At 46.5% G+C, this 22423-nt stretch carries 21 protein-coding genes; 17 read left to right on the top strand and 4 right to left on the bottom strand.

What is annotated here, in order from left to right; all coding sequences use genetic code 11:
- Positions 1-401: 401 nt before the first annotated feature.
- The 5 genes from E2R66_RS11580 (at position 402) to E2R66_RS11600 (ending at position 5516) form a co-directional block, all read left to right on the top strand.
- Entirely contained in the window at positions 402-758 is a 357-nt protein-coding gene (locus E2R66_RS11580; protein WP_133231088.1) for a glycoside hydrolase, read from the top strand.
- Positions 759-977: 219 nt separating this feature from the next.
- Entirely contained in the window at positions 978-1349 is a 372-nt protein-coding gene (locus tag E2R66_RS11585; RefSeq protein WP_133231086.1) for a hypothetical protein, read from the top strand.
- Between the two features lie 142 nt (positions 1350-1491).
- Positions 1492-3849 (top strand): TonB-dependent receptor, encoded by a 2358-nt coding sequence (locus E2R66_RS11590; protein WP_133231084.1) that lies wholly within the window; start codon positions 1492-1494, stop codon positions 3847-3849.
- Between the two features lies 1 nt (position 3850).
- A complete protein-coding gene (locus E2R66_RS11595; protein WP_133231082.1) occupies positions 3851-5296 on the top strand; it encodes a PepSY domain-containing protein in 1446 nt (481 codons plus the stop codon).
- A 7-nt stretch (positions 5297-5303) separates the two neighbouring features.
- A complete protein-coding gene (locus E2R66_RS11600) occupies positions 5304-5516 on the top strand; it encodes a heavy metal-binding domain-containing protein (protein ID WP_133231080.1) in 213 nt (70 codons plus the stop codon).
- Between the two features lie 575 nt (positions 5517-6091).
- Here E2R66_RS11600 and E2R66_RS11605 read toward each other — a convergent pair.
- The 3 genes from E2R66_RS11605 to E2R66_RS11615 are packed head-to-tail and all read right to left on the bottom strand — an operon-like array spanning position 6092 to position 8287.
- The gene (locus tag E2R66_RS11605; RefSeq protein ID WP_133231078.1) at positions 6092-6940 is read right to left on the bottom strand and encodes an outer membrane beta-barrel protein; all 849 of its coding nucleotides are present in this window, start codon (positions 6938-6940) and stop codon (positions 6092-6094) included.
- Positions 6941-6942: 2 nt separating this feature from the next.
- Positions 6943-7728 (bottom strand): hypothetical protein, encoded by a 786-nt coding sequence (locus tag E2R66_RS11610; RefSeq protein WP_133231076.1) that lies wholly within the window; start codon positions 7726-7728, stop codon positions 6943-6945.
- Positions 7718-8287 carry an RNA polymerase sigma factor gene (locus E2R66_RS11615; protein ID WP_133231120.1) on the bottom strand — a complete coding sequence of 190 codons (570 nt, stop codon included), beginning with the start codon at positions 8285-8287 and terminating at the stop codon, positions 7718-7720. The genes E2R66_RS11610 and E2R66_RS11615 overlap by 11 nt, the downstream gene beginning before the upstream one ends.
- Before the next feature lie 73 nt (positions 8288-8360).
- Between E2R66_RS11615 and E2R66_RS11620 the strand changes: the two genes are divergently transcribed.
- The 8 genes from E2R66_RS11620 (at position 8361) to E2R66_RS11655 (ending at position 14528) form a co-directional block, all read left to right on the top strand.
- Complete coding sequence (locus E2R66_RS11620; RefSeq protein ID WP_133231074.1) at positions 8361-8588, top strand: UPF0175 family protein; 228 nt, start codon at positions 8361-8363, stop codon at positions 8586-8588.
- On the top strand, positions 8581-9039 hold the full coding sequence (locus E2R66_RS11625; RefSeq protein WP_133231072.1) for a DUF3368 domain-containing protein: 459 nt from the start codon (positions 8581-8583) through the stop codon (positions 9037-9039). Before E2R66_RS11620 ends, E2R66_RS11625 begins: the two co-directional genes overlap by 8 nt.
- A gap of 20 nt (positions 9040-9059) precedes the next feature.
- Positions 9060-10328, top strand: a complete 1269-nt coding sequence (locus tag E2R66_RS11630) for a metal-dependent hydrolase family protein (RefSeq protein ID WP_133231070.1) — start codon at positions 9060-9062, stop codon at positions 10326-10328.
- A 27-nt stretch (positions 10329-10355) separates the two neighbouring features.
- A complete protein-coding gene (locus E2R66_RS11635) occupies positions 10356-12551 on the top strand; it encodes an alpha-galactosidase (RefSeq protein WP_133231068.1) in 2196 nt (731 codons plus the stop codon).
- Between the two features lie 63 nt (positions 12552-12614).
- Positions 12615-12794, top strand: coding sequence for a type II toxin-antitoxin system VapB family antitoxin (locus E2R66_RS11640; RefSeq protein WP_133231066.1), 180 nt, complete (start codon positions 12615-12617; stop codon positions 12792-12794).
- Entirely contained in the window at positions 12791-13186 is a 396-nt protein-coding gene (gene vapC / locus E2R66_RS11645; protein WP_133231064.1) for a type II toxin-antitoxin system VapC family toxin, read from the top strand. The genes E2R66_RS11640 and vapC overlap by 4 nt, the downstream gene beginning before the upstream one ends.
- 70 nt (positions 13187-13256) lie before the next feature.
- Positions 13257-13766 carry a hypothetical protein gene (locus E2R66_RS11650; protein ID WP_133231062.1) on the top strand — a complete coding sequence of 170 codons (510 nt, stop codon included), beginning with the start codon at positions 13257-13259 and terminating at the stop codon, positions 13764-13766.
- A gap of 45 nt (positions 13767-13811) precedes the next feature.
- Positions 13812-14528, top strand: coding sequence for a pyridoxine 5'-phosphate synthase (locus tag E2R66_RS11655; RefSeq protein ID WP_133231060.1), 717 nt, complete (start codon positions 13812-13814; stop codon positions 14526-14528).
- 64 nt (positions 14529-14592) lie between these two features.
- On the opposite strand, the gene E2R66_RS11660 is transcribed toward E2R66_RS11655, so the two are convergent.
- Positions 14593-17721 carry a gliding motility-associated C-terminal domain-containing protein gene (locus E2R66_RS11660; RefSeq protein ID WP_158288394.1) on the bottom strand — a complete coding sequence of 1043 codons (3129 nt, stop codon included), beginning with the start codon at positions 17719-17721 and terminating at the stop codon, positions 14593-14595.
- A 193-nt stretch (positions 17722-17914) separates the two neighbouring features.
- On the opposite strand from E2R66_RS11660, the gene gcvP reads away from it, so the two are divergent.
- The 4 genes from gcvP (at position 17915) to E2R66_RS11680 (ending at position 22417) form a co-directional block, all read left to right on the top strand.
- Complete coding sequence (gene gcvP / locus E2R66_RS11665; protein ID WP_133231056.1) at positions 17915-20824, top strand: aminomethyl-transferring glycine dehydrogenase; 2910 nt, start codon at positions 17915-17917, stop codon at positions 20822-20824.
- A gap of 123 nt (positions 20825-20947) precedes the next feature.
- A complete protein-coding gene (locus E2R66_RS11670) occupies positions 20948-21367 on the top strand; it encodes a hypothetical protein (protein WP_133231054.1) in 420 nt (139 codons plus the stop codon).
- 146 nt (positions 21368-21513) lie between these two features.
- The gene (locus tag E2R66_RS11675) at positions 21514-21882 is read left to right on the top strand and encodes a hypothetical protein (protein WP_133231052.1); all 369 of its coding nucleotides are present in this window, start codon (positions 21514-21516) and stop codon (positions 21880-21882) included.
- A gap of 1 nt (position 21883) precedes the next feature.
- Positions 21884-22417 carry a DUF4304 domain-containing protein gene (locus E2R66_RS11680; RefSeq protein ID WP_133231050.1) on the top strand — a complete coding sequence of 178 codons (534 nt, stop codon included), beginning with the start codon at positions 21884-21886 and terminating at the stop codon, positions 22415-22417.
- The last annotated feature ends 6 nt before the right edge of the window (positions 22418-22423 follow it).

The raw sequence follows: 22423 nt of genomic DNA on the forward strand, positions 1-22423 counted from the left end.
TGAGGTAATATCTCTTGACCAACATATTTTTAAAATTGTTTAGGGCTCCGTTTACTCTCACACTTTTTCACTTTTTCTTCAAGATTAACACTTCCTTTGTAATTGACAAACATAGGAGGGCTTCGCCGTTACACCGATTTGTTTTCTGCCCTAGCAAGCTTGCTTGCTAAGTTGTATTGTATAAGATGTATGCCAATTTTTTAATCATTTGTTAGTCAAGTGCTTGTGGTGGTATCGGGTTATCTGGTTGTTCGATAACGGACGGTGAGGTGTACGCTAATATACGGCTGTGGCGGGTCGCCGGCAAATCTTAACAAACGGTGTTAAAAATTAATATTGAGGTAGTATTTGTTTTTTAATAAAAACCCTACATTTATTCATTCAAAAACTAAAAACTCATTATGAAAAGGAAGATTTTTACTACGGCTTTATTATCGTGCTGCTTTATGATAGCGATGGCCGCTTTTGCCGACCTGAACGGAAAATGGGTAGGCACCCTTAGCACGCCCGATGGTCAGGCGCTTGATGTAAGCTATAACTTTAAGGTAGATGGCGAAAAACTCACAGGCACAGCATCATCTCCTGCCGGCGACGTTACTGTTGACGATGGCAAAATAAAAGGCGATGATTTTACTTTTAAAGTAAACGTAAATGGTACCGATTACCCACACAGCGGTAAAGTATATGCCGATTCTGTTGCCATGAACGTGGATTTTGGCGGCAGCAATGCGCATTTTGTTTTAAAACACGGCAAGTAATTATAAACCTGAAACTGAAGGACCCTGCCCCAAAAAGGCGGGGTTTTTGTTTTGGGGGGGATAAAATAGATCGTCATAGAACTTGTTTCAACACCCCATCATTAAAGTAGCCACCAAGCTTATCGGCTTAGCAAAGTGCCCACCTGCCGTGTGGGGTGTTGAAATAAATTCAACATGACGACAAATTTTTAAACTTACAACCCTTACCTTTGCGGCGAAATGCTGCAACGTATAACCGCATATTTGCTGATCGTATCCCTGGTAACGGTGAACTTTACGCGGCTGTTCGTTTATGCGGGTTTTGAGCTTAACCGCAATTATATTGCTACCAAGCTTTGCGAAAACCGCGATAAACCCTGGATGCATTGTAACGGCAAGTGCTACTTTATGAAAAAGATAAAGCAGGCCGAAGACAACAAAGCAGCCGGCGAACGCACAGCGCAAAAGAACCTTTTCCAGGAAGCTGGGTTTAACGAGCCACAGGCCGTTAAATTCCACTCCGTTTTGTTGGCGGTAATAGCAAGCCCCGAGCGTCCTATTCACCTGCCGACTCAAATCCGCCCTATCTTTCAGCCTCCGCGGCTTTCATAAATTCCATCTAAGTTTTCCTGATACAGCTTTTTTGATGATGGCATTGCTCATCGTTAACTATCATGCATTTTAATTTTTGCATGGGCTGTATATTATTTTACGCACGGTTGGCTAAATGCCGACGGGCAATTGATATGTTTTTATGAAACCATTTACGCTATTATATCTTCTATTTTCTTTTTTTTCGGCAATAGCCTTCGGGCAAAATAAACTTACCGGCACCATTACCGATGCCCGCACCCACGAGCCACTTGCGGGAGTAGCCGTTTGCAATGTTAACGACCCGGGCAACCCTGTAGATATTACGGTTACTGATACCAAGGGCAAGTTCGTAGTCAATGCCGACGGTGTTAAAACGCTTCGTTTTAGCCTGGTGGGTTACAACACGCAGTTATACAGCGTTACCAATAGCGGCACTTCTGTGGCCATTATTTTAGAACCCGCTACAATCGATCTGCAACAGGTGGTGGTGTCTGCCAGTCGCGAGCGACAAAGCAGGCAGAGCGCGCCAATTGCCATCAGTAAGATAAATTCCACACAGATACATGATACCAAAGCTACCGCGCTGTACCAGTTGCTAAATAAAACGGCAGGCGTTTACATGGTAAACCTGGGTAACGAGCAGCATACTATGGCTATTCGCCAGCCCATTACGTATAATGCGCTTTATTTATACATGGAAGATGGGTTGCCTATACGCCCTACGGGTATCTTCAACCATAACTCGCTATATGAGATAAACATGAGCGGCGTGCGCGATATAGAGGTGATTAAAGGCCCTGCATCTTCGCTTTATGGCAGTAATGCTATTGGTGGGGCGGTTAACTTTATCACCCAGGGGGCTCCGGCAGGCTATGCCGCCAACCTATCGTTTCAGGGCGATAATTACCATTACCGTCGGGTTGATGCTGATGGCGGCTTTACTGCAGGTAAGTTTGGCTTATATGCGGGAGGCTACATTGCGCATCAAAAAGACAGCTGGCAGGATTATTCTGACTTTGATAAATACTCGGGCAATATCAAAACCACCTATGATTTTGATGCTGCTACCCGGTTAACTACCTCTGCCACCTACAACTATCTCAATACCCAAACCCCCGGCAGCCTGGATAGCGCGCACTTTTACAACCGTAGTTATGGCGCTAACCAACGCTTTAGTTATCGCAAAGTAAAGGCTTTCAGAACCAGTGCCCGGTTAGAGCATACATGGAACGATAACAGTAATACCTTTTTAACGCTGTTTTACCGTAACAACTCTACCGCGCAGTTGCCTAGTTATTTTATATCAGATGTGCGCGATAATTCGGGTAAATACCTCAGCTCAAACGGGCAGGAGAACGACCAGCGCTTTCATAGTTTTGGCTTGCTGGCGCAGCACCGTACAGATTTTAGTTTCCTGCATTCGCGGCTGATAGTGGGGCTTTATGCAGATAACAGCCCAAGCAGTTATTACGCCAAATACCTGGATATACAAAAAGATGTGGCTAATAATTACTATACGGGCTACACCAATACCGGCAGGTACATTGATGATTACCGCATCAAACTGTTCAACACGGCTGCATACACCCAGTATGAAATAAAACCCGTTGATGCCCTGCGCATAGTAATGGGCCTGCGGTACGATCGTATCCACTACGCTTTCAGCAACAACATCCCAGCCGGAAGCACCAAATACAAGCAGCAGGAGACCAACAACTTCGATATTGTGGCACCAAAACTGGGGTTGACTTATAACTTTGGTAACAATAAAGGATTTTATGCCAATTACAGCGTAGGCTTTCAGCCACCCGAAACAGGCGATCTGTACAGCTCGCGTCAGTTGGTGCAGTTGAAGCAAGCCACTTTTAACAATTACGAGGCCGGCGGATGGCTTGCCCTGCTGGATAAGAAGATGTACCTGGAAGTAAGCCTGTACGATTTGGAAGGCCGTAACGAAATCATCAACCAGTTACTGCCCGATAATACCACGCAAAACCAAAACGCAGGCGCAACCCGTCATCGTGGGATAGAGTACTCTGTAAACTATGCGCCTGTAAAAGAGCTGAGCTTCCGCTTCAGCGGCACCAATGCAAGGCATACGTATGTAGATTACAGTGAAGTGCGCACCAACTACGCCACCGGCTTAAGTAGCGTAACCAGCTACAACGGCAAGCGGATGAACAACGCACCCGCCTGGATAGCCAATAGCGAAATTACCTATAAGCCGCTGTACCTCGATGGCTTAAGGTTATCGGCAGAGTGGCAGCACATCAACCAATATTTCACCAATCCGGCTAATACCAAAACCTATTCGGGTTATGATATTTTTAATGTGCGATTGGGTTACGATGTAAAAACAGGCGCTTTAAATGGCGCGGGCATATGGTTGAACGCGCTGAACGTTACCAATAAGCTTTACGCTACCACCGTCACCAGCAATCAATACGGCGATACCTATAATGCAGCGCCGCCGCGCATTTTTACCCTGGGCATTAGTTACGCTATAGCAAAACATTAATATGGCAACAGCAAAACAAAACTTTTATAAATGGCACCGCATACTGGGTTTAGTAGCCCTGGTGCCGGTTATTTGTTGGACATTGAGCGGATTATCACATCCGTTCATGTCTAACTGGTTCAGACCGTCGATTGCGCGGGAGGTGTATAAGCCTTTGCCGCAAAGCGGGATAAAACCAACACTATCCATTAAACAGGTGCTGGATAAGAACCATATCGCCCGGTTCCGCAATTTTGGGCTGATAGCGTTAGAAGGGCAGGCCTTGTACCAGGTAATGGGCAAGGATAGTACGGTTAATTATTATTCGGCTGGTACAGGTGATATATACAAAGGTGGCGACGAGGCTTACGCCAAATACCTCGCCCGGTATTTTTTGCAGGATACGGTATCAAAAATCAAAGGCGTTACGCTGCAAAAAACCTTCGATAGCCACTACCAACCCATCAACCACCTGCTGCCCGTTTGGCAGGTATCTTTCGATAGGGCCGACGGGATGGATGTGTACATAGAAACCACGCAAAGCCGCATGGGTACCTTCAATAACAACACCCGCAAAGCCATGCTGATGTTTTTTGAGCAGTTGCACACCTGGGATTTTCTGGCCGATTTAGGCGGCGACCAATTCCGCCTGGTGGTTTTGCTGGTTGTGGTGAGCATCATGTTCCTTTCCTTATTGAGCGGACTTACCATTTACGGCCTGTTTTGGAAGAAGTTTAAAACGGCGCAACAGAACCGTAAGCAGGCCGGGAGGGATGACACCCGTTTTGTGCACCGTTTTCATAGGCAATTGGGGCTTATTGTTTCCTTCGTGATGTTTACTTTTACCATCAGTGCTGCGTTTCACATCATTGTAAAACTGCATAACATCGCCCCTGAAGCAAAGGCCTATGAGCAACTGATCAGCACTGCCGACTTAGCCGCTTCTAACTTGCAATTGCCCTTAGCCGATAGCTCTATCGTAAAAACAGGCATCGTAAAGTTTGAAGGGAGTACTTATTACCAGGTGAGCACCAATAAAAAGGACATCCGCTATATTAATGTGGCGGATGGCAAAGAATTAACTGATGGCGACGCAGACTATGCAAGATACCTTGCGGGATTCTATCGCGCACCGCGCCCCGGAATTAAGCAAGTTAAAGGCAGATTGGCAACCACCCAGATACGCCAGTTTGATAACGAATACGGCTTCATCAACAAACGGCTGCCCGTACAAAAGGTGGAGTACCCCGGCGGCGAAAACTGGTACGTGGAAACCACCACCTCGCAGCTGGCAGAAAAAGTTACCGGGATAGACCGCGCGGAAGGCTTTTCCTTCATATTTTTACACAAGTATTTCGGCATGAGCTGGGCGGGTAAAAACATCCGCGACGTGGTGAGCATGCTGGCCGCCCTGGGTGTGCTGGTGGTATCGCTGTTCGGCTTTGCCGCTTTTATCAAAAACAAATAAACTCGCTATGAAGATACGTTTCGTACTATTCGCATTAACCGGCCTGCTGGCCATGGCCGCCTGCAATAACGCACCGAAAAAGGATGCCAAAGCCACAGCAACAGAAAAGCCCAAAGGCAAGTACTATTGTACCATGCACCCGGATATCACTTCGGATAAACCCGGTACCTGCAGTAAGTGCGGCATGGATTTGGTAGAGCGGGACACGACCAAGAAATAACAGGATTTAGCGGTTAAAGGATGGGACAGGATTTTTTCTGAACCATGATGAAAGGATTTAAGGATTGCCCTGATGCAATTCAAAATCCTTTCATCTTTTAATCAGGTAAATCAAGGTTCAGACATCAGCGACATCATTTAATCATTGAAATCAGCGGTTCAGACAAAAAGCAATGCCATAATTTCTGAATCATGATGAAAGGATTTAAGGATTGCCCTGATGCAATTCAAAATCCTTTCATCTTTTAATCAGGTAAATCAAGGTTCAGACATCAGCGACATCATTTAATCATTGAAATCAGCGGTTCAGACAAAAAGCAATGCCATAATTTCTGAACCATGATGAAAGGATTTAAGGATTGCCCTGATGCATTTCAAAATGCTTTCATCCTATAATCTGGCAAATCAAGGTTTAGGCATCAGCGACATCATTTAATCATTGAAATCAGCGGTTCAGACAAAAAGCAATGCCATAATTTCTGAACCATGATGAGTAGGATTGAAGGACTGCCCTGATGCATTGCCCTGACGCATTTCAATCGTGTCAATCGCTTAATCCTGTAATCGTGTTCGTGTTTACCAACCCACGCTCATCCCGAAAGAGAAGTTCCTTAAGCCTTTTTGGGCGGGGCTATCATCAAACATATCATTCATGTAATAGCGGGCAAATACGCCTATGCCGCCGTAGCCTACCCGCACGAAGGGGCCGTAGCGGAATTTAGTAAAGTGGTAATCGCCACCGCGTTTTTGGCTGCCGTTCTCTGTGCTCTCCTGCAAAAGGCTGCTGCCCAGCAATAAGCCCATATCCAGCCCGCCCACAAAGTGAAACCTGCGACCGTCGGCATCATCGTGCGTGCGGAAATCCAACGCCACCGGTATACGCAGGTAGCTTGCCCTCAGGCGGTTTTTGGTGTATTTGATATCATCGGGTACAAAGGTGAGCACGTCGCCATCGCGCTGTATGGTGCCGCTTTCGCGCAGGCGCAGGTTAAACCAATCGAAGCCTCCTGCGGTGTATATCCTGAACGCGGAGTTGAAACGATAACTCAATTGCAGCACATCAAACCCAATGCTGCTGCTGCGCCACGAACGATAGTTCAAAAACTGGTTTTGCGGCGATAGCTTAAAGCTGCCGTTATCGTTCAGCGTGGCCAGGCCTATATCGAAACGTGTAAAGGTAAGGCCAAAAGAAAAGCCCGGGGCCTTAGAGGCCGTGTAGGTGGTGTCGTATTCGTTATTGTTGATGTTTACCTCGGCAACGTCCTGGCCTATACCAAATTTTAATTTGTGCCGCTTTTTGCTTTTAATAATGATGATGGTATCCGCATCGCCTTTATCGCTGGAGCGGGTTTTGATGGTATCGGTTTGCGCAAATAGGCTACTTGCCGCAAAACATATGATGAGGGTGTATATAAATGCTTTCATGGTTATTTATTAGTTGCTATAACTTCTTCTTTTTTTACTCTGATGATGCCCAGGTTTATCCCGGTAATCAGCGACTCATCGTCGTCTTTGTTGCTGAATTCTATCAGCTTATCCTTACGTTTATCTACCTTGGCTACCACTACGTTTATCAGGTCGCCAAAGCTGCGGATGCGGCGTTTTTTTGGCTGTACGACAGCCAGGGTTTGGGCTGTCAGCGCAGGCACGGCCAGTGCGGCAATGCGCGTATCCTTTACTTCGGCGTTTACGGTTGGCGTAATAGCAGCCTGCGCAAGTGCATCGGATTTAACGGCCGCTAATATAACATCGTTATGCGTTGTTTGCTGCGCAATTTGTTGCGGTTGTTGTTGTTGAGCTATGGCGTCGGTATTCAGCGCCGGCAGGTTGCTTTTTTGTTTTTTGATGCTTTGCTTAACGCTGTGCTGTTTTACAGGCAGGCTTACAACGGCTACCTGTTGAGCTTGGGGCGCTGTCACCTTAATTTCGGCGGCTTTTGGCACAACAGTGTTTGTTTTTTGGATGCCGGTATGGTTAACGGCTATCAACTTTGATGGTTGGATAGTAGCTGGTTTTATTTTGGGGATAAAAAACAATCCCGCAGCAACCAACACCAGTACACTGGCAGCTATACTGATGAAAGGGAGGGCCGAGCGGTTCTTGCTGTCGATAACAACTTCTGCAGCAATATTATCCCATAAGTCTTTGCCCGGCTCTACTTCCAGGTCGCCCAGTTTATTCCGGAACAATTCATCAAAATCCTTATTTTGCATATTCATAGCTTTTTTTTTCTGCCTTTAGTATCTGTTCTTTTAAAATGGTCCTCGCCCTTGATAATTGCGATTTGGAGGCACCCTCGCTAATGCCCACAATCTCTGCAATTTCCTTGTGCGAATACCCGTCGATGGCGTAAAGGTTAAACACCATGCGGTAACCAGGCGAAAGGCTCGTTATCAGTACCAATAAATCCTTCGCCTCCAGGCTCGATGCTGCTGTTGCATTTACCGATGGCTCCTGCCCAGCCTCGTCGATATCTACAACCTGCATCATGCGGTGGTGTTTGCGGTAATACTCTATAGAACTGTGCACCATTATCCGCCGCACCCAACCCTCAAACGAACCATCGCCCCTGTAATTCTCTATCTTTTGGAACACCCTGATGAAGCCATTCTGCAGCATGTCTTCGGCCTCCATACGGTCGGTAGCGTAACGCAGGCACACGCCCATCATTTTTGAGGCCAGGCGTTTGTAAAGCATTTCCTGCGCTTTACGTTGCCCGGTTTTGCAACGGTGTACCAACTCGTCAATAGTGATTTTAGGTTCCAAAAACATCATTTAAAGGTAAGATGGGAAACCGGTTAAAATGGTTGCATGGGCAATAAAATAATTTTAACTAGCTTTGAGTATGAAAGTGATAACCCTCAACATACCAGATACCACTGATATAGACGACAAAGAGGCGGCAATGTTGCTGGCAAGTAGTTTATATGAACGCGGGAAACTATCTTTAGGGCAGGCCGCCGACCTGGCAGGGTTATCTAAAACTACATTTGCCGAATTATTGGGCAGCTACAATGTTTCCATTTTTAATTATCCTGCTGATGACCTCATCAACGATATAAAAAATGCCTGAAATTATTATAGCGGACACGAGCTGTTTTATTTTATTGACCAAAATTGACCAATTAAACCTTCTGAAAAACCTTTACGGCACAGTTATCACGACAAATACAATAGCCACTGAATTTGGGCAGCAATTACCTGATTGGGTCATCATCCAAAACCCTATAGATGAAAGGTATCAGCATTTGCTGGCGATGCAAATTGATAAAGGAGAAGCAAGCGCAATAACGCTGGCATTAGAAAATAACGATAGTACTGTTATCTTAGACGACTTAAAAGCCCGGAAGCTTGCAAAACAGTTAGAAATAGCGGTTACAGGCACAATTGGCATTATTGTTAAAGCAAAGCGAGTTGGTTTAATTCCCTCAATCAAACCCTTGATAAGCAAAATAAAGCAAACTAATTTCCGCATAACCCCGATGCTGGAAAACCTTGCACTTGAAGAGGCCGGAGAATTGTAACCTAACCTGTTTATATACCTATGAAAAAATTATTTGCTCTGCTGGTAACTACACTTTTTATCGGCCAAAACCTTTTTGCGCAAACAGCTTACACCCTTTTGAAACCCGATCGCGTTTTCGACGGGCAGGATATGCACGCCGGTTGGTGGGTGCTGGTAAAAGGTAACCGCATCGAGGCCATAGGCCTGCCTTCATCCATCACCATACCTGCCAATGCAAAAGTTATCGAACTAAAAGGCAGCACACTGATGCCCGGTATGATTGAGGGCCACTCGCACCTCTTCCTGCATCCCTATAACGAAACCAGCTGGGATAACCAGGTACTTACCGAAAGCCGCCCCGAACGCACTGCACGTGCCATAAACCATGCGAAGGCAACCTTATTGGCCGGTTTCACCACCGTGCGCGATTTGGGTACAGAAGGTGCCGGATACGATGATGTTGGCCTTAAAATGGCCATCAATAAAAGCATTGTACCCGGTCCGCGGATGTTGGTAGCCACCCGCGCCATTGTGGCTACGGGCAGCTACGGGCCCTACACCGGCGTGGCCGAGCTAAAACTGATAAAAGGTGCCGAAGAAGCCGACGGTGCTGAAGGCCTTACTCGTGTAATACGCTCACAAATTGGCTACGGTGCCGATGTGATAAAACTGTATGCAGATTATCGCTGGGGAACCCGGGGCACCAGCCAGCCCACCTTTACGCTGGATGAATTGAAAGCCGCCGTACAGGTAGCTGGCAGCAGCGGCAGGCAGGTGGTAGTACACTCGGGTACTACCGAGGGTATGCGCCGCGCCATAGAAGCCGGCGTAAATACCATTGAGCACGGCGACGGCGGTACGCCTGAGTTATTTAAGCTTATGAAAGAAAAAGGTATTGCCCTTTGTCCTACCCTTAACGCAACTGAATCCATAGAACGCTACAGCGGCTGGCGCAAAGGCATAGACCCCGCACCGGCCAGCGTAAAACTGAAACACTACATATTTACCGAGGCCCTAAAAGCCGGCGTTACCATTTGCATGGGCGGCGACGTAGGCGTGTTTACGCACGGCAAAAATGCAGAGGAAATGCTGCTGATGGCCGAGTACGGTATGAAGCCCATGGACGTGCTGCGCTCTGCCACATCTGTAAACGCCCAAATTTTTGATTTGAAGGATCTGGGCAACATCAAAGTAAATTATTTAGCCGATATTGTGGCCGTAAACGGGGACCCTTCTACAAATATCAAAGCGGTAACACAAGTTACTTTGGTAATGAAAGATGGGGTGATCTATCCGCTTAACAAATAAACAAAGCCAACCAATACAACCCATTATATGAATTTTGTACGCTCAACGTCCCTGCGCCCGGCACTGATTATTGTCGCATTGACATTTAATTGCTTGTTCGCTCTTGCACAATCTATCGTTATCCCCATCGAAACCAAAAACAACGCCATTGTACTGCGCGTGGGCGATGATAAACGGCTCAGCATGGTGTATTTTGGCGGCAAGCTCAATAATCCAACTGAATATGCTGCGGTACCTAAAACCACCAAACTGGATGGCTATGATAACGTGTACAATTCGGCTTACACCACATCGGGCACGCATAACCTGCTGGAGCCCGCCATTGAGGTTACCCATGCCGATGGCAATAAATCGCTCGAGCTGCAGTACGTAAGCCATACGGTTACCAAAATAAGCGATGATGTATCGCTACTGAGCGTGCATCTGAAAGATTCGCTCTACAATTTCGAGGTGACGCTGAACTACCAAAGCTACTATGCCGAAAACGTAACCGAGCAATGGAGCGTTATTACCCATCACGAAAAAAAGGATGTAGTGCTCAATAAATACGCCTCGGCCAACCTTTACATACAGGCCGATAGCTACTGGCTGAAGCATTACCATGGCGAGTGGGCACAGGAAATGCGCCCCGAGGAAGAGCAGCTTAACCATGGTATCAAAACGCTGGATAGCAAACTGGGCTCGCGCGCGGATATCTTTCAGCCGCCGGTATTTATGGTATCGCTTAACAAGCCCGCCGGCGAAGACGAGGGCCAGGTACTTTACGGCAACCTGGAGTGGAGCGGCAACTTCCGTATCGATCTGGAGGTTGACCCTACCAACAACCTGCGCATCATAGCCGGGGCCAATAACTACGCCGCCAATTATACGCTTAAGGCGGGTGTAGCCTTCGAAACACCAAAATTTTTGTACACCCTTAGCGATAAAGGCAAAGGCGATGCCAGCCGCAACCTGCAAAGCTGGGCACGCAAATACAAGGTGCTTGATGGACAGGGACCGCGCTTAACACTGCTAAACAACTGGGAATCCACCTACTTCGATTTCAATAACGATAAGCTTTCGGCTTTGCTGAAAGACACCAAAGATTTGGGCGTTGATTTGTTCTTGCTGGATGATGGCTGGTTCGGTAACAAATACCCCCGCAACGGCGACCACGCCGGCCTTGGCGATTGGGAAGTAAACAAAGCCAAACTGCCCGATGGAATACCCTTTTTGGTTAAAGTGGCGAAAGAGAATGGCGTAAAATTTGGTATTTGGGTAGAGCCCGAAATGGTGAACCCCAAAAGCGAATTGTACGAAAAACACCCGGATTGGGTAGTAAAACAACCCAACCGCCCCGAGTTTTACATGCGCAATCAGTTGGTGTTGGACTTGAGCAACCCCGCCGTACAAAACTTTGTGTTCAGCGTGGTGGATAAGCTTTTTGTAGAGAACCCCGACCTAGCCTACATTAAATGGGATTGCAACGCGCTGATGTATAATGCGTACTCGCCCTACCAAAAAAACCAGGGCAATTTTTATTTCGATTATGTGCGCGGGCTGTACAGTGTGTTGGACAGGCTGCGGGCCAAGTACCCCAAAGTACCCATGATGCTGTGCAGCGGCGGCGGCGGCCGGGTTGACTACGGTGCGCTGAAATACTTCACCGAATTTTGGGCCAGCGACAATACCGAGCCTATCGAGCGCGTGTTTATCCAGTGGGAGTACTCGTACTTTTACCCCGCCCTAACCAGCAGCAACCACGTTACCGATTGGGGCAAGCAACCCATCAAATTCCGTACGGATGTGGCCATGATGGGCAAGCTGGGTTTCGACATTGTAGTGAGCAAACTAAAACCCCAGGAACTGGCTTATGCACACGGTGCATTGGCAACCTATAAAGAATTCAGCGAAGCCATTTGGCATGGCGACCAATACCGCCTGCAAAGCCCATGGGGCAACGATTTTGCTTCGATTATGTATGTAGATGCCGCAAAAAACAATGCCATCATGTTCAATTACCTGGTGAACAACCGCTACCAGGCAGGCAGCCACCTGCCCATCCGCATGAAAGGTTTGCAAGAAGATAAGCTGTACGAAGTAAGCGAAACCAACCTGATGCCGGGCCGCAGCGCGGGCATAGCCACCGCAACCTACTCGGGCAAGTACCTCATGACCGTAGGCCTAAACCCCGATGTACGCGATGGTAGAAATAGCGTGGTAATAGCGGTGAGGGGGAAATAGAAGTAAATTACGAAATTTTCATAACAGAAAACAAAATGTGTATCTTTATGTAAAAATAGGTGTATGAGAACGAATATTGATATTGACGACAACCTAATGGCTACGGCACAAAAAATCAGCAAGATAAAAACCAAAAAACTGATGGTCGAAAAAGCGCTGCAAGTATATATTGGCCTGGAAAATCAAAAGAAGATATTGGATTTCTGGGGCAAAGTGGAGATTGATGAAGAAGCCTACAAATGAATATCATTTTAGTTGATACTTCGGTTTGGGTAAATGTATTTAAAGGTATTGAAACACAAGCAAGCCTGATACTAAAAAACAAATCGGATGATTTCGTTATAGCCACCTGCCCTGTAATAGTGCAAGAAGTATTACAGGGAGTTGTTTCGGATCAACAGTATGGCAAACTGTCTAATTATTTTAAAGGGCTGAGACAGTTAAATGGCGATGCTTACCATCTGGCGAATGAAGCAGCTCAATTGTATCGTAAATTACGAAAAAATGGCGTTACCATAAGAAAACCGAATGATTGCCTTATTGCTGTTTATGCATTAAGCCATAACGTCAAGTTACTTTACGACGATAGGGATTTCGACTTCGTTTCTAAATACACTGAGCTCAATAAGTTTTAAAAGGGCACTTCTAATACCTAAATACTTATTCGCTTTCACCAGTAATGCGATAGCTTCCTTAGAAAGCATCATGTCCCCTAAAACTTACACAGTAGAAAAAAAGGGCTTTGCGATGATAGCGTTCATCGCAATCTTCGCCCTGCTCTTGCTTATTTACGGTCAACCGCCGTTTGCTGTCACTATAATAGCGGCAATCGTAGTTGCGATTTTCACAACCGTGCAGTTGCGATGGGAATATACCTACAAGGTGGTTATAGACACCGATAATAAGCAGGTAACCGTAGTAACCAAAAGCCGCACGAATACGGTAATAGATACCGTGCCATTCAATGAGGTATATTTCACTTATAAAAAACGGTTCGATTATTATGGTGGGGGCATGGGGCGCTTCGGCACGAAGCCAACAAGGGACATCCTACAAATGGAGTGTAAGCGAAAAACCTTAGCGCTTTTAGTGCCCTGGCAGGACGGTTGGGATAACAGAATGATTATGAGCCTTGCTAAAGACCTCGCAGCAGCGGGCGTTAAACAAGTGGTGGATAAAGGCAACGATAATGAGATTGTAGTAATTCCTGCATAAATATAAACCTTACCGCTATATTGCTATAACTATTAACTTTGCCGTATGGCACGCTTATCTGTAAACATCAATAAAATAGCTACGTTGCGTAATTCGCGCGGCGGCGACAACCCTAACCTGATACAGGTTGCAAAAGATTGCGAACGTTTTGGCGCGCAGGGTATAACGGTACACCCCCGCCCCGATGAGCGGCACATCCGTTACAATGATGTTTTTGAACTGAAGCAGGTGGTAAAAACCGAGTTCAACATTGAGGGCAACTGCGAGGAACAAAAATTCGTGAACCTGGTTCTGGCCAATAAGCCCGAGCAGGTTACCCTGGTGCCCGATATTTTGGGACAGCTCACCAGCAACCACGGCTGGGACACCATAGCCAACCAGCATTACCTGCAAAAGATCATCAAAGTATTCAAGGATGAAGGCATCCGCGTTTCGATATTCGTAGATCCTGTGGTAGAGATGGTGAAGGCTGCTGCAACCACCGGTACCGACCGTATAGAACTATACACCGAAGCTTACGCCACCCAATACCATCAAAATAAAGAACAAGCCATTGCGCCATACGTAAAGGCTGCCGAAGTGGCCCATGAGCTTGGCCTGGGCATCAACGCCGGGCACGACCTTGATTTGAACAACTTAAAATACTTCGCCCAAAACATCCCGGCGCTGGATGAGGTAAGCATAGGTCACGCCCTCATCACCGATGCGCTGTATTACGGGTTGGAGAACACTATACAAATGTACCTGCGCCAGTTAGTTTAGTGCTGAGTCTGAAGTCGAAAGCCTTGAGTCGATAGTCCGAGTTCGTTAACTCAGGACTTCAGACTTAACGCACAATAGTAACATTACCCGATAGTACATCGCCCTTTTTCAATGTGATTATGTAGTAGTACACGCCCACGGGTAATGGCTTGCCATTGCTTGTGCCGTCGAACGGTTTTGCATAACCTATCGCTTGGAAAACCGTGGTACCATAACGATTATAAATATTCACTGTGGCACCGGGATAAGTATCTAACCCCGGTATATTCCAGTAATCGTTAATACCATCGCCATTAGGGGTAAAGGTATTAGGGATGTTGCCCTTTAACGCACTTAAGAACACTTTAACTTCTGTACGGGCACTTTCGCAATAACCATAGGTGAGGCTCACGTAATAGCTGCGGCTTTCGGCGACGTTGATATTGATATTGCCGCCAATGGTATCTTTTATCGGCTGCGCGCTTGTGGCCGTTTCGTATATACGGTAGATAGCCGTAGGGAAGGGGCTGTTAACCTTAAGAACCGCGGGACCGGTATTATAAACCTGTATATTGTTTACAGATGGCGTAGGAGGAGTTACGGCCTCATCAATAATGGTGTAAGGCAGTTCGGCAAGGTTGCAGCCGCCATCGGTAATACGCAGTTTATAACGGCCCTTTAAAACGTTGCTCAATGCGGCCTGGGTTTTACCGGGCATGGGGCTGTCGTTGTTATCGGCGTCGAGCCATTGATAGGTGTAATTGCCGGTACCTCCGCTTAGGGTAATGCCCGATACGCCCCCAATGCCCACGCCGCACTGTGTGTTGGTCACGGTACCAAAGCTGTTTACGTTAAATTCGGGGTAGGCCTCTATTACAAAGATTTCCGGGTAGGTAACCGGGCAAAAATTCTTGTTTGTTAATTGCAGCGTATATTTTCCGGCTTTTAAAAATTGTACTTCTTTGGTGTATCCCACGGGGGGCCCTTTTTCATCCAGCCATAAGTATTGCGTGGGCTCTTCGTTGGCCTTATCGGTATTCAGCGTTATGGTACCTGTGTTAAACGCAGCGCAGGTTTTTGTTTGGGTATAAGTGATGCCCGAAAAAACCGTTGGCGGGAAGCCCGCTACCTCAAAATCGTAGCTTTTGCTGCACGTGGCGTTGCTGATAGTGAGCGTGTAAAACCCGGCCGGCACGTTCGTCAGGTCAATTTGGGTGCTTTTTACGGTATTTGTGCCGGTAATGGTCCACTGGTAGGTGCTGGCGTTGGTTGTTTTCAAACCTCTAATAGAGCCATTGTTCTCGTTGCAGGTTGCCGAGAGGCCGCCCTGGCCGCTAAGGTCGAGGCCGGGCACATTAGCATTTTTTATTTCGAAGGGGCCAATGGTTTGCGAACAGTTTTTGTCTGCAGTAAAAACCGTAAGGCTATAGCTACCCGCCTCAACGTTGATCAGATCCAGCGTGCCCGAGCGGACGTTTTGTTGCTGATCTCTCCATTCGGCCAAAAGCGAGGCACCTGCCGTAATGCCGGTGATGCTTCCACCATTATTACAGCTCACCGGGGTGTTTTGCATTGCCGATGTATTTATCTCTACAGCGGTATCTTTTATCTCAAAAATGGGAGAGGTTGCAGCGCAATCACCTGCCGTTATAACCAGATAATATTTACCAGGTATAGCACCAACCAGTTCTTGTGTTGTGGCAACCACAATACCAGCTTCATTATACCACGCAAAAGTTGAGGCACCATTTGAGGATAGGCCTTTGATAGAACCGTCTTTGCCGTTACAAGCGGGCTGTATTTTTACATCTTCGGGCGCATAGGTAAAATGCAATGACGAAAATTCCGACGTTGAGCCGTTGATGGTGCTGGATGCAATAACAGCATAGTTTAAAATATTGCCGCTAAACTGCCAATTGCCGTTTGCATCAGATGTTAAAGACGCAAAGAGCTGTTGCGGCTCGCAATAGCTGCACTCTATGCTATAATAAAGGTCAACACGCGAATTTGCAGTAGCCGTACCTGCAATTGCCGTGGCAGACCGGTTCGAAATTACAGGCGCCCTCGGATCGGCGTTCCACAGTTTAATGGGCCGCAGGCCACCGTTGCATTTAAATATATTACCAACAACTTCAATGCCAGGCGATTCAACATTGAATATTACGCCAAAGTTATCTAAGACACTTAAGGGATCCAGGAAAGACCCGGCAAATATGTTTTGATCCGCTAAAGTTGTGCCTCCAATTTTCCCACCTGCTGTAGTATACGAAGGGATTATTGCCATGCCGTTATGGGGGATGACTTTGGTACCCGTAATGTCTGTTCCGAATTTATTCCCCTTCACAAAGAAGAAACAATCCGGAAATAGGGTCAGCTCATCTAAACTCAAATTATTGCTTATTTCGCAACTAAGCACGTTCCCGCTTACGGCAATCGCGCCTGCATGAACAGGTGCCCTTTTCAGCAATTCCTGAGTTCCTGAATAGTTTAGGCCGAATTTATTATTACTAACTAATACGGCACCCAAAGTTGCGAAATGCCCGTAATATTCAGATATTAACAAATTTCCGGTCATCACATTGCCCTCTTGTGGATTAGCGCCTCCCACGGTCACGTTCCGGACCTCCAAAAGTTCAACTGCTGCGGCCTTAAGTTCACATACAGACATACCATCTGATGTTATGCCGATAAAATTAGACTGGATGGTAATATCTTCAGATAAATCGGTTTGATTTGGAAACTCATTGTCGACAACAATATCATTTTCAAAATTGCTGATAATGCAACCTTTCCCTGGCGCACCTATCCGCAACCTTTTAACAGTGGTTGCATCTATACCCCGGGCGGAAGTGTATTGGCTGAAGAGCGAGGGGGCCCGGTCTAAAAACAATCCATATATCTCAATATCGGTTTGGTTCTCCATACTTAAACAAGCATTAATGAGAACGGTGCTTTCGTACACCGATAGCAATAGCCGTACCTTTGCATCACTTACACCAAAAGGAGCGCCTGACTGCGTGGCTCCATCAATTTGAATATTGGAGGTTACACTTGGCAGCATACTTAATATTTTTATCGTCCGCCCCGCCTCACTCAAATCGGCAATGTTGAAATTGATAAAATCTTTTACCGCGCTCCCGTTCGCTGCGGCCAGCGTCAAAGCCTCGCGAAGGGTTCCCGGCCCGCTATCGGCATTACTGGTCACGGTAAACACATCCGCGTGCGCTTTCAGGCAAAAAAAACAAAGGAGTAAAAAAATGAAAACCCGCCTGCCAAACATATGTGATTTAAGGAGAGAGCCAAAATACAAAATATGCTTGTAAAACCATTGTCACTAAAACATTAGCCAATTGTTATTCAGTAGCTAAAAGCTTACCTTTGCGCTAAATTTAAGGGACACCCATTTGATGAAGCTGAACATAGATTACCAGGAAAAATTCCAGCACAGGCACATCGCGCCAAACCCCGCAGACACCGATAAAATGCTAAAAACTATTGGTGTGCAAACGCTTGACCAACTGATAGATGAAACGGTACCAGCCAAAATAAGGCTTAAAGCACCGTTGAATTTGCCCGCTGCCAAAAGCGAGTTTGATTACCTGAACACGTTGAAGGTAACGGCATCAAAAAACAAAGTTTTTAAATCATACATCGGCCAAGGGTATTATGATGTGATTGTACCGGGTGTTATCCAACGTAATATCCTCGAAAATCCCGGATGGTACACGCAATATACCCCATACCAGGCCGAGATTGCGCAGGGCCGTTTACAAGCGCTGCTCAACTTCCAAACCATGGTTATCGACCTTACCGGGATGGAAATTGCCAATGCATCGTTACTGGACGAAGGTACCGCCGCCGCAGAAGCCATGTTTATGCAATACAGCCTGCGTAAAAATCAAAAAGCAAATGTGTTTTTTGTGAGCGAAGAGTTGTTCCCCCAAACGATCGACATCCTCAAAACCCGCAGCGAGCCTTACGGCATCACGCTGCAGATAGGCAATCATGCGGATGTTGAACTTACCGACGACATGTTCGGTGCTATTGTACAATATCCTGCCGGCAATGGCGAGGTGTACAACTATAAAGGCTTTGCCGACCAATTGCACGAAAAAAATATAAAGCTAACCGTTGTTGCAGATATCATGAGCCTTACCCTGCTCACCCCTCCGGGAGAATGGGGCGCTGATATCGTAGTAGGTAGCACGCAGCGCTTTGGCGTACCCATGGGCTTCGGTGGCCCGCATGCGGCTTATTTTGCCACTAAAGAAGAATACAAACGCTCTATCCCGGGCCGTATCATCGGTGTAACCATAGATGCAGCAGGGAACTATGCCCTGCGTATGGCCCTGCAAACCCGCGAGCAGCACATCCGCCGTGATAAAGCAACCTCCAACATCTGTACCGCGCAGGCACTATTGGCTATTATGGCCGGTATGTATGCCGTGTACCATGGCCCTAAAGGCGTAAAGCTGATAGCCGAGCGCATCCATGGCTTAACCGTGCTGCTGGCTTCTTCGCTTAACGAATTAGGTTTTGGGCAACTGAACAAAGTATATTTCGATACCCTGAAATTCGACCTGGGCGTTTTGGCCGGGCCGATACACTCAGAGGCGCTGAATAACGAATCGAACTTTCATTACAACGGCACCGAGGTAACCATCTCTTTAGATGAAACTACTTCGCCGGAAGATGTGAAGAACATCGTGCGTTTCTTTGCCAAAGTAAAAGGCAAAAGCTTAAGCGATGCCAATTTCGACAGCCTGCGCGAAAATGTTGAGACCGTAATACCTGCCGAATTACAGCGTACCTCTACTTACTTAACGCATGCGTTGTTCAACTCGCACCACAGCGAGCACGAAATGCTGCGTTACATTAAAGCATTGGAGGCAAAAGATCTTTCGCTATGCCACTCCATGATTGCACTGGGCAGCTGCACCATGAAACTGAATGCCACCACCGAAATGGTACCCGTTACCTGGGCGGAGTTTAGCAAGATGCACCCCTTTGCACCAACCGACCAGGTGGGCGGCTACATGCAATTGTTCGACGAACTGAACAAATGGCTGAGCGAAATTACCGGCTTTGCCGCAATGAGCCTACAGCCAAACGCCGGCGCACAAGGCGAATATGCCGGTTTGATGGTTATCCGCGCATACCACCACGACCGTGGTGATACGCACCGTAACATCGCGCTGATCCCGTCATCTGCACACGGCACCAACCCTGCATCGGCAGCGATGGCCGGCATGAAGATCGTGGTAGTAAAATGCGACGAGAACGGCAACATCGACGTAGAGGACATGCGTGCCCGTGCCGAGCAGTATAAAAACGAGCTGAGCTGCCTGATGGTGACTTATCCATCAACCCACGGCGTGTTCGAGGAATCGATCATCGAGATCTGCGAGATCATCCACGCCAACGGTGGCCAGGTTTATATGGATGGCGCTAACATGAACGCACAGGTAGGTTTAACAAGTCCCGCCAACATTGGTGCCGATGTTTGCCACCTGAATTTACACAAAACATTCTGCATACCGCACGGTGGTGGTGGCCCTGGCATGGGCCCTATCGGTGTTGCCAAACACCTGGTACCTTACCTACCGGGTCATGCGGTTGTTGATATTGATAATGGTAAAGCCATACACGCGGTGTCTGCTGCACCTTGGGGTTCGGCTTCTATCCTAATCATCTCCCATGCTTACATTGCTATGATGGGCGGCGACGGATTAACCAACGCCACCCGTTACGCTATCCTGAACGCTAACTATATCAAAACCCGCCTTAAGGCGCATTACAACGTATTGTACACCGGCAGCAAAGGCCGTTGCGCACACGAGATGATCCTGGATTGCCGCTCGTTTAAAGCCTACGGCATCGAGGTGGTTGATATTGCCAAGCGTTTAATGGACTACGGTTTCCACGCGCCTACGGTATCCTTCCCGGTTGCTGGTACGGTGATGATAGAACCAACCGAATCGGAACCAAAACACGAGCTCGACCGTTTCTGCGATGCCATGATTTCCATCCGCAACGAAATTGAGGACGTAGAAAAAGGCTTGCTCGACAAAACAGATAACCCTTTGAAGAACGCGCCGCATACTTCGGCTGTAATTACCGGCAACGAGTGGGAACACCCATACACCCGCCAAAAAGCAGGTTTCCCGCTGCCCTATGTAGCGGCTTACAAATTCTGGCCATCAGTAGGTCGTGTAAACGACACCTACGGCGATAGGACGCTAATATGCTCTTGCCCGCCGTTGACTGACTACGAATTTGAAGAAAGCGAAGTAACCACCCCGGAATACGGAACGTGATATTGAATGTGCAGATTTGCAGATTTGCAGATTTCAAATGTGCAGATAAATTGATTAGATTGAGGCTCCTATTTAAGGGGCCTTTTTTGGTTGAGAAGAGGCTCGAATTTCTAATCTTTACAAGTGAGTAACGTTATAAAAACAATCGATTTAGTAAGCGATTTTCAGAAAAGGTCTATCGCTCAGATCAATGAGGCAGTTTTTACAGAAAAAAATGTGGCTGGCGAAACTATATTTGAGGTTTTGATTTGGTGGTATTATTTCGATTGGATCCTATTTTCATATCCCGATTACGAGTCTCTTCCTAAGGAAAGTATTCTTTATAGATATTGCTGGTCGAGTTTATACGGAAAGGAGACTTGGGGAGATTATACCGAAGGCGAGGTGGAGGTAGATCGGCTTGAGGAGTTTTACGCGCACCTCAAATCTATTACATTGCGGGATGAACTTAATGTTGAAAAGGAGTTTGCTGCAATACTCGAGATATGCGAGTCTGCTATAAAACACAAAAATAAACTGTTTTTTATAGCAGATTATTTTTGATGAGTTTACTTTGCGTCTTCGCCCCTTTAGTTGAAAAAAAACGAACTGCAAAGCTCTGCGGCTCCTCTGCGAACTCTGCGGTTAAAAAAATCGCGAACCGATAAATTATATAGTTAAATTTAGGCTCCTATTTAAGGGGCTTTTTTATGGAGAGAATTTATAGGGATGAAGAAGTGCTTGAGTTATCTCAGGGGACTTATTTTATCCATGATGCCATCGTTACTCGCTTCGATATCAACCAGGAAGATCACCGTTTGCAAATAGAGGTATATTTTACGTCTATTGATTCGAAATGGTGGCCTGAGACGAAATTGAAACTACGTTTTATAGATATTATCGAGTATGGATTCTACTGGAATGCCAGTTACAGTTTCTACTATGTAGAACGATATAAATTCTTTAGAAATGAGAAAGGATTTTATATGAGTTTGTGCCCGACAGATGAAAACGGTAGCCCTTCCGATGATGATGGCGATGTAATCATCAGCAAAAGTATTGAAGGGTATTTGCTATAGTATGGTAAAAAAAGTGAATAAGTTTAGGCAATTTATCGAAAGCATTTTATCCAAAAAAAGTTTCACCAATAAAACGAGCATGACGGGCAAGGAATTAAGGCTTTTGATGGATAGGGCAATAAAAGACATCGCAGTCCCTTTTTTTCGAAATAAGGGCTTTAAGGGCTCTTACCCTCATTTCAGGCGAATCAACGATGATCGGGTCAACCTGTTAACTTTTCAGTTTAGCATGTCAGGGCCAAAATTCGTCGTAGAAATTTCTAATTGCTCGCCAAAGGGTGTTCAGCGAGGATGGGGCCCCGATATCCCGCCATCAAAATGTACCGCACATGACATGCACCTGCGGCATAGAATCGGTGCCATTAAACACAATACTCATTACTGGTTCGATTTTAGTTCAGGAGAAACCAATAGCAACATTTACGCCGAACGGGCAAAAGAAATCATGAGTCTTTGGGATGAAGCTGAAACGTGGTGGGACGAAGACCCTCATGAGCAGCGATTCGCATTGATTCCGAAAGATAACGAAAATTAAGTAAGC

Source organism: Mucilaginibacter psychrotolerans, from assembly GCF_004519315.1.
GTDB classification, from domain to species: domain Bacteria; phylum Bacteroidota; class Bacteroidia; order Sphingobacteriales; family Sphingobacteriaceae; genus Mucilaginibacter; species Mucilaginibacter psychrotolerans.